Source organism: Pseudarthrobacter sp. Y6, from assembly GCF_050156205.1.
Classification (GTDB): domain Bacteria; phylum Actinomycetota; class Actinomycetes; order Actinomycetales; family Micrococcaceae; genus Arthrobacter.
The window spans coordinates 3,805,109-3,819,992 of the sequence record NZ_CP189574.1 but is presented as its reverse complement, the minus strand read 5'-3'; the positions used below and the strand labels follow the sequence as shown (position 1 = coordinate 3,819,992).

At 66.3% G+C, this 14,884-nt stretch carries 14 protein-coding genes; 3 read left to right on the top strand and 11 right to left on the bottom strand.

Going from position 1 to position 14,884, the window contains the following annotated elements; all coding sequences use genetic code 11:
- Positions 1-503: 503 nt before the first annotated feature.
- Both ACQCSW_RS18380 and ACQCSW_RS18375 read right to left on the bottom strand, forming a co-directional pair.
- Entirely contained in the window at positions 504-680 is a 177-nt protein-coding gene (locus tag ACQCSW_RS18380) for a CsbD family protein (RefSeq protein ID WP_056340807.1), read from the bottom strand.
- 167 nt (positions 681-847) lie between these two features.
- On the bottom strand, positions 848-1,489 hold the full coding sequence (locus ACQCSW_RS18375) for an NADPH-dependent F420 reductase (protein WP_426988187.1): 642 nt from the start codon (positions 1,487-1,489) through the stop codon (positions 848-850).
- A gap of 201 nt (positions 1,490-1,690) precedes the next feature.
- Here ACQCSW_RS18375 and ACQCSW_RS18370 point away from each other — a divergent pair, with 201 nt between their 5' ends.
- A complete protein-coding gene (locus ACQCSW_RS18370; RefSeq protein WP_426988185.1) occupies positions 1,691-2,623 on the top strand; it encodes a threonine/serine dehydratase in 933 nt (310 codons plus the stop codon).
- Positions 2,624-2,654: 31 nt separating this feature from the next.
- On the opposite strand, the gene ACQCSW_RS18365 is transcribed toward ACQCSW_RS18370, so the two are convergent.
- The 6 genes from ACQCSW_RS18365 to ACQCSW_RS18340 form a co-directional block, all read right to left on the bottom strand.
- Positions 2,655-3,431 (bottom strand): carbonic anhydrase, encoded by a 777-nt coding sequence (locus ACQCSW_RS18365; RefSeq protein WP_426988183.1) that lies wholly within the window; start codon positions 3,429-3,431, stop codon positions 2,655-2,657.
- A 198-nt stretch (positions 3,432-3,629) separates the two neighbouring features.
- Positions 3,630-3,797 (bottom strand): hypothetical protein, encoded by a 168-nt coding sequence (locus tag ACQCSW_RS18360; RefSeq protein WP_426988181.1) that lies wholly within the window; start codon positions 3,795-3,797, stop codon positions 3,630-3,632.
- A gap of 322 nt (positions 3,798-4,119) precedes the next feature.
- Positions 4,120-4,932 (bottom strand): bifunctional allantoicase/(S)-ureidoglycine aminohydrolase, encoded by an 813-nt coding sequence (locus tag ACQCSW_RS18355; RefSeq protein WP_426990733.1) that lies wholly within the window; start codon positions 4,930-4,932, stop codon positions 4,120-4,122.
- Between the two features lie 10 nt (positions 4,933-4,942).
- The gene (locus ACQCSW_RS18350) at positions 4,943-6,235 is read right to left on the bottom strand and encodes a DUF6986 family protein (RefSeq protein WP_426988179.1); all 1,293 of its coding nucleotides are present in this window, start codon (positions 6,233-6,235) and stop codon (positions 4,943-4,945) included.
- Positions 6,236-6,238: 3 nt separating this feature from the next.
- A complete protein-coding gene (gene aceB / locus ACQCSW_RS18345; RefSeq protein WP_426988177.1) occupies positions 6,239-7,837 on the bottom strand; it encodes a malate synthase A in 1,599 nt (532 codons plus the stop codon).
- A gap of 16 nt (positions 7,838-7,853) precedes the next feature.
- Positions 7,854-9,248 (bottom strand): NAD-dependent malic enzyme, encoded by a 1,395-nt coding sequence (locus ACQCSW_RS18340; RefSeq protein ID WP_426988175.1) that lies wholly within the window; start codon positions 9,246-9,248, stop codon positions 7,854-7,856.
- A 219-nt stretch (positions 9,249-9,467) separates the two neighbouring features.
- Here ACQCSW_RS18340 and ACQCSW_RS18335 point away from each other — a divergent pair, with 219 nt between their 5' ends.
- A complete protein-coding gene (locus ACQCSW_RS18335) occupies positions 9,468-10,223 on the top strand; it encodes an IclR family transcriptional regulator (RefSeq protein WP_426988173.1) in 756 nt (251 codons plus the stop codon).
- 148 nt (positions 10,224-10,371) lie between these two features.
- Here ACQCSW_RS18335 and ACQCSW_RS18330 read toward each other — a convergent pair whose 3' ends face one another.
- Positions 10,372-11,877, bottom strand: a complete 1,506-nt coding sequence (locus ACQCSW_RS18330) for a nucleobase:cation symporter-2 family protein (protein ID WP_426988171.1) — start codon at positions 11,875-11,877, stop codon at positions 10,372-10,374.
- 142 nt (positions 11,878-12,019) lie between these two features.
- Positions 12,020-12,928 (bottom strand): factor-independent urate hydroxylase, encoded by a 909-nt coding sequence (pucL, locus tag ACQCSW_RS18325; RefSeq protein ID WP_426988169.1) that lies wholly within the window; start codon positions 12,926-12,928, stop codon positions 12,020-12,022.
- 361 nt (positions 12,929-13,289) lie between these two features.
- Here pucL and ACQCSW_RS18320 point away from each other — a divergent pair, with 361 nt between their 5' ends.
- A complete protein-coding gene (locus tag ACQCSW_RS18320; protein ID WP_426988167.1) occupies positions 13,290-13,487 on the top strand; it encodes a hypothetical protein in 198 nt (65 codons plus the stop codon).
- A gap of 105 nt (positions 13,488-13,592) precedes the next feature.
- On the opposite strand, the gene ligD is transcribed toward ACQCSW_RS18320, so the two are convergent.
- A complete protein-coding gene (gene ligD / locus ACQCSW_RS18315; protein ID WP_426988165.1) occupies positions 13,593-14,837 on the bottom strand; it encodes a non-homologous end-joining DNA ligase in 1,245 nt (414 codons plus the stop codon).
- Positions 14,838-14,884 lie beyond the last annotated feature (47 nt).

Below are 14,884 nucleotides of genomic sequence, written 5' to 3'. Positions count from 1 at the left end.
CGTTACGAAGAGACCTGGACGCATTGGTCCGGCCGTGTCCCTATCAGCGGTCAGCAAGTGTCTCCGAACCCGGCGACACCCCCCGGATCATCAATGACAGGGCGAGAAAGTCATACCGGGTCCAGCGACCATGTCCCCGGCCTTCAGGGACCCAATAAATGTAACGGGGGGCTTGACTCCGGATTCAGTCTGATTTGTTGTGATCCGGTAGTTCAATCCTGCGCCTGCGCCTGCGCCTGCGCCTGCGCCTGCGCCTGCGCCTGCGCCTGCGCCTGCGCCTGCGCCTGCGCCTGCGCCTGCGCCTGCGCTTGGCGCGGACGCTAGCACCATGGCTACCCTTTTTGACAGGTTTTTCGAGTCAGCCAATGCGTTGTCGGGCGTCATAACAAACGGAAATCTGGTCACTCCAGCAACGCCCCGAGCTCGGCCTCGGGGTAGTCGCTGGCGGGCCACAGAAAAAACGGGCGGCTCCTGGCAGAGCCCGCCCGTTCGATTAACCGAATTTAGTGCCGTTTGAAGGCGTGCCGGATCTTTTCGCCGGCTTGCTTGAGGTCGGCCCGAACTGCGCGGGCCTTTCCTTCGGCCCTCATGCGGTCGTTGCCGCTGACCTCGCCGGCGGCCTTCTTTCCCTTGCCGTGCAGCCTCTCCGCGGCATTGTGGATCCTGTCACCCAAACCCATTGCGGTCCTCCTTGTGGCGCGGCCCGTGCAGCTGATTGCTGCAACTGCCGCCACTTAAATTGTAGAAACAAATGGCCCCCACGGCATCACGGATTTTGACGTAGTTCGGGTGCCGGCCCACAGCCGCAATTGGAATAATTGCCGCAGGCCGGCACTGCCCACAACCGTCAGATGGTCCGCGGCGCCTTGGCCAGGTTCTCGCTGAGTTCGGCAACGTTCTGCCGCACTACATATGCCGGACGGTCCCGCTCCGCGCGCCAGCTCTCGGAGAGCGGGCCGATGTTCACCGTGTCGAAGCCGAACTCGTCATACAGCTTCGTCACGAGCTCGCTGGCCTCGGGGTAATCGCTCGCGGTGGCCAGGGCACGGCGGTTCGGCGTGCCGGCGGGGGTGCCGTCCGTGGTGATCTCGCTGTACCGGATGTGGTTGAATCCCTTCGCCACCTTGGACGTGGGCAGGTGTTCCTGCACCAGCCCGGAGAAGGTGGCTTCGCCGGCGTCGAGGGCCGGGTTGTGGCCGTCGCGCTCCCAGTAGTAGTTGCCGGTATCGATCACGACCTTCCCCCCGAGCGGCTCCACGGGGACGCTGCTGAGGCTCCTGAACGGGACGGTCACGACGGCGAAATCGCCGGCCGCTGCCGCTTCGGCCGGCGTCGCGGCCCGGGCACGGGGTCCCAGTTCCGCCAGGAGTGCGGCCAGCGTTTCCGGGCCGCGGGAATTGCTGATCACTACGTCGTAGCCGAGTTCGACCGCTTTGCGGGCGACCTGGCTGCCGATGTGTCCTGCTCCGATGATTCCGATGGTTGTCATATCCGGGGCAACACCGGCGCTCGTGGGGATATTTCGTGCTTTACGCCCTGCGACGGGCGGCCAAGGCGTTCGGCCGAGCCGCTGGGACGGAAGACGACGGCGGCACCGAAGTGCCGCCGTCGTACGGTGTGTAAAGGCCCGCCCACGCGGGCGATAGCCTGAACGTTAAACCCAGCCCCACCCTGGAACGAGGATTTCCCCATGATCACACGCACCGACGTCGACGAAGCCGCCGCCCGGATTGCCGGGAGGATCCGCGTCACGCCCGTGCTGGCGGCAGACCGCGGCACGTTCCGCGGCGAGGTGTGGCTCAAGTGCGAGTTCATGCAGCACACCGGCACCTTCAAGGCCCGGGGCGCGTTCAATCGGGTCCTGGCCTGCCGGGAGCGCGGCGAACTGAAGGACGATGTGGGCATCGTGGTGGCCTCCGGCGGCAACGCCGGCCTCGCCAACGCCTACGCCGCCACGGAAGTCGGCGTCCCCGCCACCGTGTTCGTGCCCGAGACGGCCCCGGCCGTGAAGGTCAAGAAGCTCTGGGCCATCGGCGCCAACGTGGTTCAGCGCGGTGCCGAATACTCCGAGGCGTACGACGCCGCGATGGCCTTCGCCGCCGAAACGGGCGCGGTCTACTGCCATGCGTACGACCAGCCGGAGATCGCCGCCGGCGCCGGCACCATCGGGACCGAGCTGCTGGAGCAGCTGGGTGACGTAAACACCGTGGTGGTGGCCGTGGGCGGCGGCGGGCTCATGGCGGGTGTCGCAGCCGCCGTGGAGGGCCGGGCCAAGGTGGTGGGCGTCGAGTCCGAATCCACGCCCACCCTCCACGCCGCGCTCGCGGCCGGAACCCCCGTGGACGTGGCCGTCTCCGGCATCGCCGCGGACTCCCTGGGGGCCCGGCAGATCGGCCGGATCGGCTTCGAAGTGGCCGTCCGTACCGGCGTCCGCGCTGTGCTGGTCTCCGACGAGGACATCGTGGCCGCCCGCTCCCTGCTGTGGGAGCAGTACCGCATCATCGTGGAACACGGCGCGGCGACGGCATTCGCCGCCCTGCACTCCGGCGCCTACGTCCCGGCGGACGGGGAACGCGTGGCCGTGATTCTCTGCGGCGCCAACACGGACCCGGCCACAGTCTGACCACGGAAGCGGCGCGTGGCCTGCGGCGACTTTACTGATCGCCCACGACGACGTCCCTGCCGTTGAGCGGCTGGACCGGCCGGCTGTTGCCCGCGTGCGCCGCGCGCAGTGTGGCGAGCTGTAGTGCTCCCAGCTCGATGGGGGTTTCGAGGAGCAGCCAGCGCACACCTTCCGAGCAGGGCGGCGTGGTCAGGCTCCCGTCATACGTGAAATGATCCAGCGATGCCGGGAAGAGCGCCGGGAAGTCCACGACGCCGGCCGCCACCTTCTGCCCACCGGCTGCGGCAGGCACACCGTCCGTGAACGGGGCCCACGGCGCATTGGTAGCCCCCACAGTGGCGAGGATTCCGACGACGGCCAGCCCGCCGTCGTCGGCCTGGTGGACGAAATGGAACTCGGCTTCGTGCAGGACGCCGTCCAGCGTGTGCTCGGACGGGGCGTGGAAGTGCATCTGCTTGAAGGCGTACGGCTTCCCGCCAACCGTGATGCCCTGGGCCGTGAGGGCGCGCAGTTCGGTGGTGTGGCCGTTGTCCGTCATCTCGCATTCCGAGGCGGCATAGGCTAGGGCGAGCGGCGCCGGCGACAGGCCCGAACCGCCGCCGACGTCGATCGGAGACTGGGCGGTGCCCGAGGGGCAGGAGCCGAAATCGGAGCTCAAGGTGCCCCAGTGTTCGGGACCCTCGGCGCCGTCGTAGGACCAGGCGTGGGGCGCTGCTGAGGCGGCCGGCGAGGGTGCCGCGGCCCCGGCGGCGGACCTGCTGCAGCCGGTGATTAGTGCCAGCAGCCCCAGGCCGGATCCAATTATCAAAGACTTCCTGGTCATTATTGTGGCGCTGCGCATTTCCATCCTTCGGGTCGTGTCGGGTCCGCACCGGAGAGCCCGGGCCGGACCTACGACGACTACCACGGGTGCCGGTGGCAGGTCTTGTCACGCAGGCTCACCGCAGGATGTGACGCACGATCCCCTGGCCCACCAGTGATCTCGTATTGGTTGAGCGGCAGGAAGTCAGGGCACCTTGGCCGCGCCGGAAGCCTCCGTGTCTTCTGTTGCCCGCGGAGTTTCCGCGGTGGCCAGCACTCCGGCGCCGAAGCTGCCGAGCAGTGTCAGGGAATCGGCCGACGGCGAGTCCGGCCATTGGGAGTTTATCTTCCGCCGGGTGGGAATTGGGGTCACCGGGGGAGTGGCCGGGTCAGGGGCGCCGGCGCCACAGTGAACATGGCCGCAGCGGAAATAGCCCGCTCTGCGGCACACCCACGACGGCGGGCAGCGGTAGGCTGGCGCGCATGGAATCGCATGGGGGACTGAGTCGCGGCGGCGGGACTGCTTCTCTTGGCCTTTGCGGCCGGGTACCGGATCGGCTGGCAGCACCGGGATGCCAGACCTTAACGCCAAATCGCCGGAACAGTGTCCGGGTCGCCGCAAATTTGCAGCGACCCGGACATGGTTCCAGCGATTTCGGCGGCCAGCCGGTAAGAGCCAGCCGGTAAGCAGCAGCCTAGGTCAGGCGGATCTGGCGGTTCATGTCCTTGTAGAGCAGGTAGCGGAACTCGCCCGGGCCACCCGCGTAGCAGGCCTGCGGGCAGAAGGCGCGCAGCCACATGAAGTCGCCGGCCTCCACCTCAACCCAGTCGTTGTTGAGCAGGTACATGGCCTTGCCCTCCAGGACGTACAGGCCGTGCTCCATGACGTGGGTTTCCGGGAACGGGATGACCCCGCCCGGCTGGAACGTCACAATGTTCACCTGCATGTCGTGGGCCAGGTCGCTGGAATCCGTGAAGCGAGTGGTCTTCCAGGCCCCGTCGGTATCCGGCATCGCGGTGGGTTCCACCTCGGCATCACTGGTGACGAAGGACTTTGCCTCGTAACCCTCAAGCCGCTCGTAGGCCTTGCGGATCCATTGGAAGGAGACAATGTCATCCGAGACGTTCTCCAGGCCCCAGGTGGCACCGGCAGCCAGGTAGGCGTAGCCGCCTTCCTCCAGCTGGTGCAGTTCGCCGTCTAGGGTCAGGTTGACCTTGCCCTTGGTGACGAAGACGACGCCCTCGACGCCTGCCTCGAACTCGGCCCTGGGGGCACCGCCGCCGGGGCCGATCTCCACGATCAGCTGCGAGAACGTGGTGGCAAACCCGGAGATCGGGCGGGCCAGGATCCAGGAGCGGGTGTTGGAGAAACCCGGCAGGGTGCTGGTCACGATGTCGGTCATGACGCCCTTGGGAATGACCGTGTAGGCCTCCGTGACGATGGCCCGCTCTGTGGTGAGGTGGGTCTGCGGCGGCAGCCCGCCCTGGGGGTAGTAATACTTGCCCATCATTGGATCCTTACTTTGAAGTGGAGTGTGCCAGCCGTGGGTGCGCCAGTGCGGTCAGCTGGGAAAGTTCGACGCCGGCAAGCGCCTGGACCTCTTCGGTCCCCACGGCGCCGCACTGGACGCCGCGCAGGACGAAGGCGGCCAGGGCCCGGGCGGTGGCGGGCTCATCCATGACCCCGCCTTCCGTGCCATCTGCATCGCCTCGTTCCACGTAGGTGCGCAGGCGTGCCGCGGCGGCCGGGAGGCCCTCGCGGTAGAACGCGTAAGTTGCGGCGAAACGGCTGGGCAGCTGGGCGGCGTGCAGGTCCCAGCCCTGGTAGTAGCCACGCTCCAGCGAGCGGCGGACGAGGCGTCCGTGCAGCTTCCAGGCATCTTCGACGGCGTCGCCCACCGGGATGATGTTCGTGGAACCGTCGGAGAGCCGGATACCCGTGCCGGCGACGGCCAGCTGCATGACCTCCTTGGCAAAGTCCGCCACCGGGTGCTCCATGGACTGGTACTCGGCCGAGATCTGCAGCGACGCGGAGTAGTCGTACGTGCCGTAGTGCAGGGCGCTGATGCGTCCCGGAACCACGTGCGGCAGCTGCGCCACAGGGGAAGTGCCTTCCGGTCCGAGGATCAGCTGCGGCGTTTCCACCTGCACCTCGAACCGGAGCCGGCCGGCCGGAAGCCCGTGGGCTTCCTCCAGCCGGGACACGGCGAAGTCCATCGCCTGGACCTGGGCCACGGTGGTGACCTTGGGCAGGGTCAGGATGAGCCCGGCAGGAAGTTCGCCGGCCTGCGCGAGCGTGGAGACGAACAGGTCGAGTGTCTTCAGGCCGCGGGCCCGGGTGGGCGCCTCGAAGCACTTGAACCGGATGCCGATGAACGGCGGCGCGGTGCCGGCGGCAACTGCCGCGGCTACCGCGTTGGCCGCCGCGACCGCTGCCACGTCCTCCGCTTCATCGCCGCGGTCGCCGAAGCCATCCTCGAAATCGAGGCGCAGGTCCTCGATCGGTTCCGTACGCAGCTTGGCAGCAACCCGTGCGGCGACGGCGGCAGCCAGCTCCCGCTCCTGGCCCAGCAGCGCGCCGAGCTTCTCGAGCCCGCCGTGCGCCTCCGCCGTCGTGAGCGCCTGGGCGCCCCACTCAGCAGCGAACGACGGCGTGAAACGGTCCGCCGGCACGTACACGGTGTGCACGGGCTGGCGGGTGCCGTCGTCGCCCGGGTAATTGCGTTCCAGCAGCTGGTCAGTGGCGGCCAGCTGTGTGTCGATGGCGGCGAGGTCCGCCGCAGAGAGCGACGGCGTGGGGGTGACCGCCATGCCTCAGCCCACCAGTTCGTAGGCCGGGGTGGTGAGGAAATCCGTGTAGTTCTCGGACAGGCAGATCTCACCGATCAGCTTGCTGGCCGGCTCGTAGTACCGGCGGAACGCCTCGTCTCCGACTTCCGTCCGGAGCCGTTCCGTTTCCTCGCCCAGGATTCGCTCCACCAGTTCGCGGGTGACCGTGTTTCCGGTGTCCGCGAGGACGGATTTGTTGCGGATCTGCTGCCATACCTGTGAGCGGGAGATCTCGGCGGTGGCGGCGTCCTCCATGAGGTTGTGGATGGCCACCGCGCCGTTGCCGGAGAGCCATACGGCGGTATAGGCGACGGCGACATACAGGTTCAGGCGCAGCCCGCCTTCGGTGACCTGGCCGTCAGCCGAGGCGATGTCCAGCAGCTGGTCCGCCGTGACCGAAACTTCGGGGCGCTGCTTGTCCAGCTGGTTGCGGCGCTCGCCGAGCACGGCGTCGAACACCTCGCGGCAGGTGGGGACCAGGTCCGGGTGGGCCACCCATGAACCGTCGAACCCGTCGTTGGCCTCACGGGTTTTGTCCGCGCGGACCTTGGCGAAGGCGGCCTCGGTGACCTCGGGGTGGCGCCGGTTGGGGATGACAGCAGCCATGCCGCCCATGGCGAAGGCGCCTCGGCGGTGGCACGTCTTGACGAGGAGCTCCGTGTAGGCGCGCATGAACGGAGCCGTCATGGCCACCGAGGCGCGGTCCGGGAGCACAAATTCCTCGCCGGCGTCGCGGAAGTACTTGATGATGCTGAAGAGGTAGTCCCAGCGGCCGGCGTTCAGGCCGGACGCGTGGTCGCGCAGTTCGTAGAGGATCTCGTCCATTTCGAACGCGGCCGGGATGGTCTCGATCAGCACGGTGGCGCGGATGGTGCCCTGTCCAAGGCCCAGGAAGTCCTGCGCAAAGACGAACACATCGTTCCAGAGGCGCGCCTCAAGGTGAGACTCCATCTTGGGCAGGTAGTAGTACGGGCCCTGACCGTTGAGCACCAGCTGCTTGGCCACGTGGAAGAAGTGCAGGCCGAAGTCAACCAGCGCACCTACGGCGGGTTCGCCGTCGATCAGTAGGTGCTTTTCCGGCAGGTGCCAGCCGCGCGGACGGGCCACCACAACGGCGAGCGGAGCGTCCGTGCGGAGCTTGTATTCCTTGCCTTCGGGCGAGGTGTAACTCAGGCTGCCCGTGGCGGCGTCCCGCAGGTTCAGGATGGCGTCGATGACGTTGGCCCACGTGGGGGTGCTGGCGTCCTCAAGGTCCGCGAGCCAGACCTTGGCGCCGGAGTTCAGGGCGTTGATGGCCATCTTGGCCGGGGTGGCCGGGCCGGTCATCTCGACGCGGCGGTCCTGCAGCGCGGCGGGCGCCTCGGCGACCTTCCAGTCGCCGTCGCGGATTTGCTGGGTCTCGGGGAGGAAGTCCAGGCGGCTGGTGCGGGCGACGCCGTCGCGCTTGGCCTGGCGGGCCTCGAGCAGCTCATTGCGCGTGCCGGCGAAGCGCTGGTGCAGCCCCTCCAGGAATGCCAGGGCTTTGGGGGAGAGGATCTCTTCGGCGCGGTCCACCGGCAGGTGGTCAGTGACAGTGATAGCCATGTTCGTAAGTCCTTTTCTAGAGAGCACGTGCGGCGTGGGCTGCGCCTGCCACTGCGGCAGCCACATCGGCGGCGACATGAGGATCGAAGACGCTGGGGATAATGTAGCTCGCGTTGAGCTCTTCGTCAGCTACCCGGTTGGCAATCGCGTCTGCGGCGGCCACCAGCATCTCGGGCGTGATGTCCGAAGCCCCGGCGTCCAGCAGCCCCCGGAAGAAGCCCGGGAAGGCCAGCACGTTGTTGATCTGGTTGGGGAAATCGCTGCGGCCTGTGGCCACCACGGCAGCGTGCCTGGACGCGATGACAGGGTCGATCTCGGGCGTCGGGTTGGCCATGGCAAAGACGATCGCGTTCTCGGCCATGGCGGCGACCTGCTCTTCGCCGATCACGTGCGGGGCGCTGACACCGATGAAGACGTCGGCACCGGCCATGGCTTCGTGCAGGGTTCCAGAGAAGCCTTCCTCATTGGTGTTCGTGGCAATCCAGGAGCGGTGCTCGTCGTCGTACTGCTCGCCCGAGTGGATGGCTCCGGAGCGGCCGGCGGCAACGATGTGCTGCGCACCCTGGGCCTTAAGGAGCTGGATGATGGCCGAGCCTGCGGCGCCGACGCCGGAGACAACAATGCGGACCTCGGAGAGCTTCTTGTCCACCACGCGCAGCGCGTTGTGGAGGGCGGCCAGGGTCACGATGGCGGTGCCGTGCTGGTCGTCGTGGAAGACGGGGATGTCGAGCTCATCGCGTAGGCGCTTTTCAATTTCAAAGCAGCGCGGCGCTGCGATGTCCTCAAGGTTGATGCCGCCGTAGACGGGAGCCATGGCCTTGGCAATCATGATGATTTCCTCGGTGTCCTGGGTGTCCAGGCAGACCGGCCAGGCGTCAACATTGGCGAACTGCTTGAACAGGGCGGCCTTGCCTTCCATGACGGGCAGGGCCGCGGCCGGGCCAATGTTGCCCAGGCCCAGCACAGCGGAGCCGTCAGTGAGGACGGCGATCGTGTTGCGTTTGACGGTCAGGTTGCGGGCCGCTGACGGGTCCTCGGCGATGGCGAGGCAGACGCGGGCGACGCCGGGCGTGTAGGCACGGGAGAGGTCGTCACGGTTGCGCAGGGCTACCTTGGGGACCACCTCGAGCTTGCCGCCGAGGTGCATGAGGAAGGTCCGGTCGGAGACGTGCTGGACCGTGACGCCGTCGAGCGCGTTCAGGGCGTCCTTGACGCGGGCGGCGTGGTCGTCGTCGGTGGTGTTGCAGGTGACGTCCACAACCAGGGTGTCGTGGTGGGATTCCGTGACGTCAAGCGCCGTGATCGCTGCGCCGGCTGCGCCTACTGCTGCGGCGAGTTCACTCGTGGCGGTGAAGCTCGACGGCGCGGCGACGCGCAGGGTGATCGAATTTCCGGGGCTCGGGTTCGCCATTGAATTTCCTCCTCGTTGGGTCCGTTCCCGGACCACTCGTGCAACCTAATGTTTTCGTATTATGGATATTATTATCTGCAAAGTGGAAATGCAACCCCCTGACGGTCATGTTTGGCCCATCGCCTGGGACCTGGTTGTGCTGTATGTTGAGTGTTCTAAGCAACTCTTTTCACGATGTGGATAAGAGATGTCAGAATCTGAGCCATAGGAGACAACGGAATGGCTGAAAAAGCCTCCGGAGGCGTGCAGTCCGTCGAGCGCGTCTTCGAACTGCTGGAACTCATCACAGACGCGGGCGGTGACGTGACGCTCAGCGAGCTCTCCTCCTCCACGGACTTGCCCCTGCCCACCATCCACCGCCTGCTGCGCACTTTGGTCTCGCTTGGCTACATCCGCCAGCTTCCCAACCGCCGTTACGCGCTGGGCCCCCGGCTGATCCGGCTTGGCGAAGGCGCCAGCAAGCAGCTTGGAGCCGTGGCCCGCCCGCAGCTGAAGAACCTCGTGGACCGCCTCGGCGAAACCTCCAACATGGCCGTGCTGGATTCGGACATGGTCATCTATGTGGCCCAGGTGCCGTCCATGCACTCCATGCGCATGTTCACCGAGGTGGGCCGCCGCGCCCACACCCACGACACCGGCGTTGGCAAGGCGATCCTGGCCCAGCTCGACGACGAGGTGGTGCGCGGCATCGTGGCCCGCACCGGCATGCCCACCCCAACGGCCAAGAGCATCGGCGACATTGATGCCCTCCTGGCCGATCTCAAGCTGATCCGGGAGCGCGGCTACTCCATCGACGAGGAAGAGCAGGAGCTCGGCGTGCGCTGCTTCGCGATGGCCGTGCCCAACGCGCCCACCCCTGCCGCTATCTCCGTCTCCGGACCGATCACCCGGGTGGACCAGGGCTTCGCCGACCGTGCCGTGCCGCTGCTGCGCCAGGCTGCGATGGCGATCTCGGCGGAGCTCAACCAAAACTGACGCGTCCCGCCGTCGTCCTTTCCTAACCTCAACAGCGACCAACCACAACAGCGCGAACTGGCAGGTAATGCCCTCAAATTCCACATTTGAGGGCATTTGCTGCCAGTTCGCGCTTTGGGTGGTGGTGGAGGTGCGGAGGTGGGTTTTCCTAGTGGTCAGACTTCGACGACGACTCCACCGGGACTTCCTTGCCCTCGGCGTCGATCAGCTTGCCGCCCTCGAAGCGGTCGCCGTCCGCGAGGCACTTCAAGTCAGTTGCTGTGACCACGCGCCCGGTGCCTGCCACAAACACCGACTGGTTCTCCGAGTTGCCGGCCTTGAGGTGGTTGAAGAGCAGGTTCAGCAGGATGGCCATAATGGCGGCCGAGCTGATGCCGGAGTGGAAGATGGTGCCGAACCAGGACGGGAACTGGTCATAGAAGGACGGCGCGGCAATCGGGATCATGCCGAAGCCGATGGACGCCGCCACGATGATCAGGTTCATGTTGTTTTTGTACTCCACCTTGGACAGCGTCCGGATGCCGCTGGCGGCCACCGTTCCAAAGAGTACGACGCCGGCACCGCCCAGGACAGGGGTGGGCACCGCCGCTACCACCCGGCCGAGGACCGGCAGCAGCCCCAGCACCACCAGGATGACGCCGCCGGCGCTGACCACAAAGCGGCTCTTTATGCCGGTGATGGCAACCAGGCCCACGTTCTGGGCGAAGGCGCTCTGGGTGAAGGAGCCGAAGATCGGCGAGATCGCACTGGAGAGCATGTCTGCGCGCAGGCCGTCGCCGATGCGCTTCGAATCCACTTTGGTGCCCACAATCTCGCCCACGGCAATGATGTCCGCCGAGGTCTCGGTCAGGGTCACCAGGATGACGATCAGCATGGAGATGATGGCCGCAATGTGGAAGGTGGGCGGTCCGAAGGCGAACGGGGTGGGGAAGGCAACGATCTCGCCCTGGCCCACCCTGGAGAAGTCAGCCATGCCCGTGATGAAGGCAATGACCGTGCCGATGATCATGGCCAGCAGGATGGACAGCCGCGAGATGGTGGCGCTGCCGACCTTGCTGAGCAGCAGCACAATGCCCATGGTGGCCGCGGCCAGGCCGATGTTCGCCACGCTGCCGTAGTTCGGCGCTTTGTTGTTGCCGCCCATGGCCCAGTTGGCGGCCACCGGCATCAGCGTCAGGCCGATGGTGGTGATGACGGTGCCGGTGACCACCGGCGGGAAGAATCGGATGATCTTGGAGAACAATGGGGTGATGGCCAGGCCGATGAGCGAGGCGGCGATGACCGAACCGAAGACGGACTGGATGCCCCCGCCGCCGTGGACGATGGCCACCATGGTGGAGACTCCGGCGAACGAAACGCCCTGGACCAGCGGCAACTGCGAGCCGAAGAAGGGGATGCCCACGGTTTGCAGGATGGTGGCCAGGCCGCCGACAAACAGGCAGGCCGCGATGAGCAGGCCGATGTCCGTTGAGGACATGCCGGCTGCGGCTCCGATGATGAGCGGTGGGGCGATGATGCCGCCGTACATGGTCAGGACGTGCTGGAAGCCGTAGGCGAAGCTGCTGCCAATGGAGAGGCGCTGGTCTTCGGGGCGGTCAGAGGGCTGGCGGCCGGTCTTGGCGGCCGGGCTGGGGGACTTTTTCTTGAGGTTCACGGCAGACTTTCTGGTTCATGGCAGACGTCTTTGTCTGGCTAACGTGGTCTGGCTAAAAGTGTGGGGACTTGCCCGGTGGATTTCTCCCGGTGGTCGAGCCTGTCGAGACCCGGGGATCCCGACAGGCTCCATCACCGATTGGTCAGCAGAACCCGGCGATGCCGGACCAAGCGATGTCCGCCGGGGTGGCGTCGTCGCGCTGGACCGTGGCCTCGATCAAGCCGTACGGCCGGTCGGCTGCGAAGAAGACCTCGTTGGGGTTGTCGAGCCCGAACGGCGAGAGGTCCACCAGGAAGTGGTGCTTGTTGGGCATGGAGAACTTGATCTCGTCGATCTCGCTGTGGGCTTCCAGGACCTTGGTGCCCATGTCGAACAGCGTCTGCTGCAGGGCGCGGGAATACTTCTCCGTGAACCCCTCGAGCAGGAGGCCCTTGACGTCCTCGTAGCTCTTGTTGAAGTCCAGGGTGCTCAAGTCCGTCCCGGCCTTGAAGCGCCAGCGGGCGGAAACGTCGGTGGCCAGAATGCGGTCTGTGGTTTCCGGGAGAGTGGTGTATTTGTCCTTGGGGTAGCCCACAAAGCCGGACTGGGTGGTCTTCAGGACGGTCAGGTCCTTGAGCCCGGAGATCAGGTGCGTTGCGGCGCCGTCGCGGACCAGGACGGCGGTGCGGACTTCCTGGCCGTTGCGCACGAAGGAGTGGTCGTGTTCGCTGCCGTGGGCCTGGATCCGGTCCCAGCTGTAGGACTCGGCTTCCCAGCGGCCGCCCGTAACCCAGTCGAAGCCCGAGGTGAAGTGCTCCCCGAGGCGAAGCAGGAAGGCTTCGGGCGAGCCGACGCCTTCCCGGGCGAAGGCGTAGATGGTGTTCTTCTGGGTGTCCGTTGCCACTACGTGGGCGTTGTCGCCCTCGCGGTGGGCGGCCTCGAAGTCGCCGCGCAATTGCGAGGTGACGTTCAGGTCCTCTATCTCGTGGCGGTCTGTGTCGCGGGTGATTTTGACGACCCGGACTTCGGCCTTTCCGTACTGGTTGTGGCCGAGGATGATGTTGCTGCTCATGGTCAGATTCCCAACTTCAGGTATGTGGAAACAACGTTCCACATAGAAATTAAGCGCGCATTTCCCGCGCGTTTCTAGTACCGTCGGCCCACAAAAAATGAGCCGACATCAAGTGATGCCAGCTCATTACGACCCTGCCTGCTGCTCCCAGGTTACGTGACTTGCGCCACGAGTTGAGTATCAGAATAGCCCAGCCGTGCCGTGGTGTACATCACAATCTGAAAAATCGCTTTGTGACTGAGGGCCTCCTGGGCCGTTGACGTACAGAGACCCGGCAGTTTAGGCTATTTCATATAGCAAAAGTTTTTTTCCACTTTGCGGAATCAATGCAGCACCATCAACCCCCTCGGAGGAGGATCAGATGTACCAGCAGGACACAACGCCGGTCGCACCGGAAAACACGGCGGCACCCGCTGTTCAGGAGTTCTACCTCCCCCTCGGAGGCGGAACGGATCCGGACTTCTATCTGCCCGCAGACCGGGAGCATGTTCCGGGGCGCTTCTCGCGCTGGGTCCACGGCCTGCCGGGCTTCGGCAGCCAGCGTTCCCAACGGGGCTGACGACACGCATCTTCGCTGAGGACACGCAAACGGCCTGGCGACACCCGAAATTCGGGTGTCGCCAGGCCGTTTGCGTGTCGCGGCGCCTTTTGCGCGTCGCTGGCGCTACGGCCCAGGGCGCCCCGGCCACTGCTTGCCGGCCCATGGGTCGTAGTCGGCGATGAGCTCCTCCTGCGGCGGGCGCTCCGCTTCGGGGACGTGCTGCAGGTTCACCCGCACCCTGTACCAGAGCGAGCTTGATCCGCGCATTCCGTCGACGAGCACATCGGCCGGATGCAGGGCCGGGACGAGGTCCGTATGCCGGGTCTTCCACTCGTCGAGCGCCGCGAGCGCCTCGGGCTTGGACTTGGTCCGGGCCACCTCGATGAGCGGCATCACCGACTGCCGGCGGCCGGAGCCGTCGCCGCCGCGCGGCGGCTTCTCGGCGGGGCCGAGCCCGGCAGCCAAGGCGAGGAGCCCGTCGAGTGTGCCGACCGCGTCGTCGATGCCGGCGTGAGGGTCTCCCGCGTCGGCGAAACGCTCGAGCACCGTAGGCACCGTGAATTGTTCCGGCCGGGTGGAGCGGACCTCGTCCCATGTGAGCGGCGTCGAGACCCGGGCATCGGGCAGGGGCCGGATTGAGTACGCGGATGCCACGGTGCGGTCCTTGGCGTTCTGGTTGAAGTCGACGAACACACTCTCGCCGCGTTCCTCCTTCCACCACCGTGCGGTGGCGAGACCCGGAGCGCGGTTCTCGACCTCGCGGGCGAGGGTCTCGGCGGCAATCCGCACGTCGCGGTACGACCACTGCGGCGAGATGCGCACCAGGATGTGGAGTCCGCGCGACCCGCTCGTCTTCGGCCACCCCACAAGTCCGACGTCGTCGAGCACCTCCCGCGCGACATGCGCGACATCGACGATCTGGGACCAGCCGACTCCCGGCATCGGATCGAGGTCGACCCGGAGCTCGTCGGGGTGCTCGAGGTCCTCGGCGCGCACGGGATGCGGGTTGAGGTCGAGGCAGCCAAGATTCACCACCCACGCCAAGCCCGCGGCATCCCGGATGACGGCCTCCTCAGCCGACGTCCCCGACGCGTAGTGCAGCGTGGTTGTGTCGATGAAGTCGGGGTGGTTTTCGGGCACGCGCTTCTGAAAGAACGGCTCAGCGTCGATGCCCTTCGGGAAGCGCTTGAGCACCATTGGCCGGCCGCCGGCGCCGCGCAGCGCACCATCCGCGACGGCGAGGTAGTAGCGCACCAGGTCGAGCTTCGTCAGCCCGGGCTCGGGGAACACCACCTTGTCCGGACTCGAGATGCGCACCTCGCTGCCGGCAATGTTGAGGATCTCGGCCGGGGTCTTCGACGGGCTCATTCCGCCACGCTAGCAACGATCGGATGTGGCAGCCAGACCTGGTACAT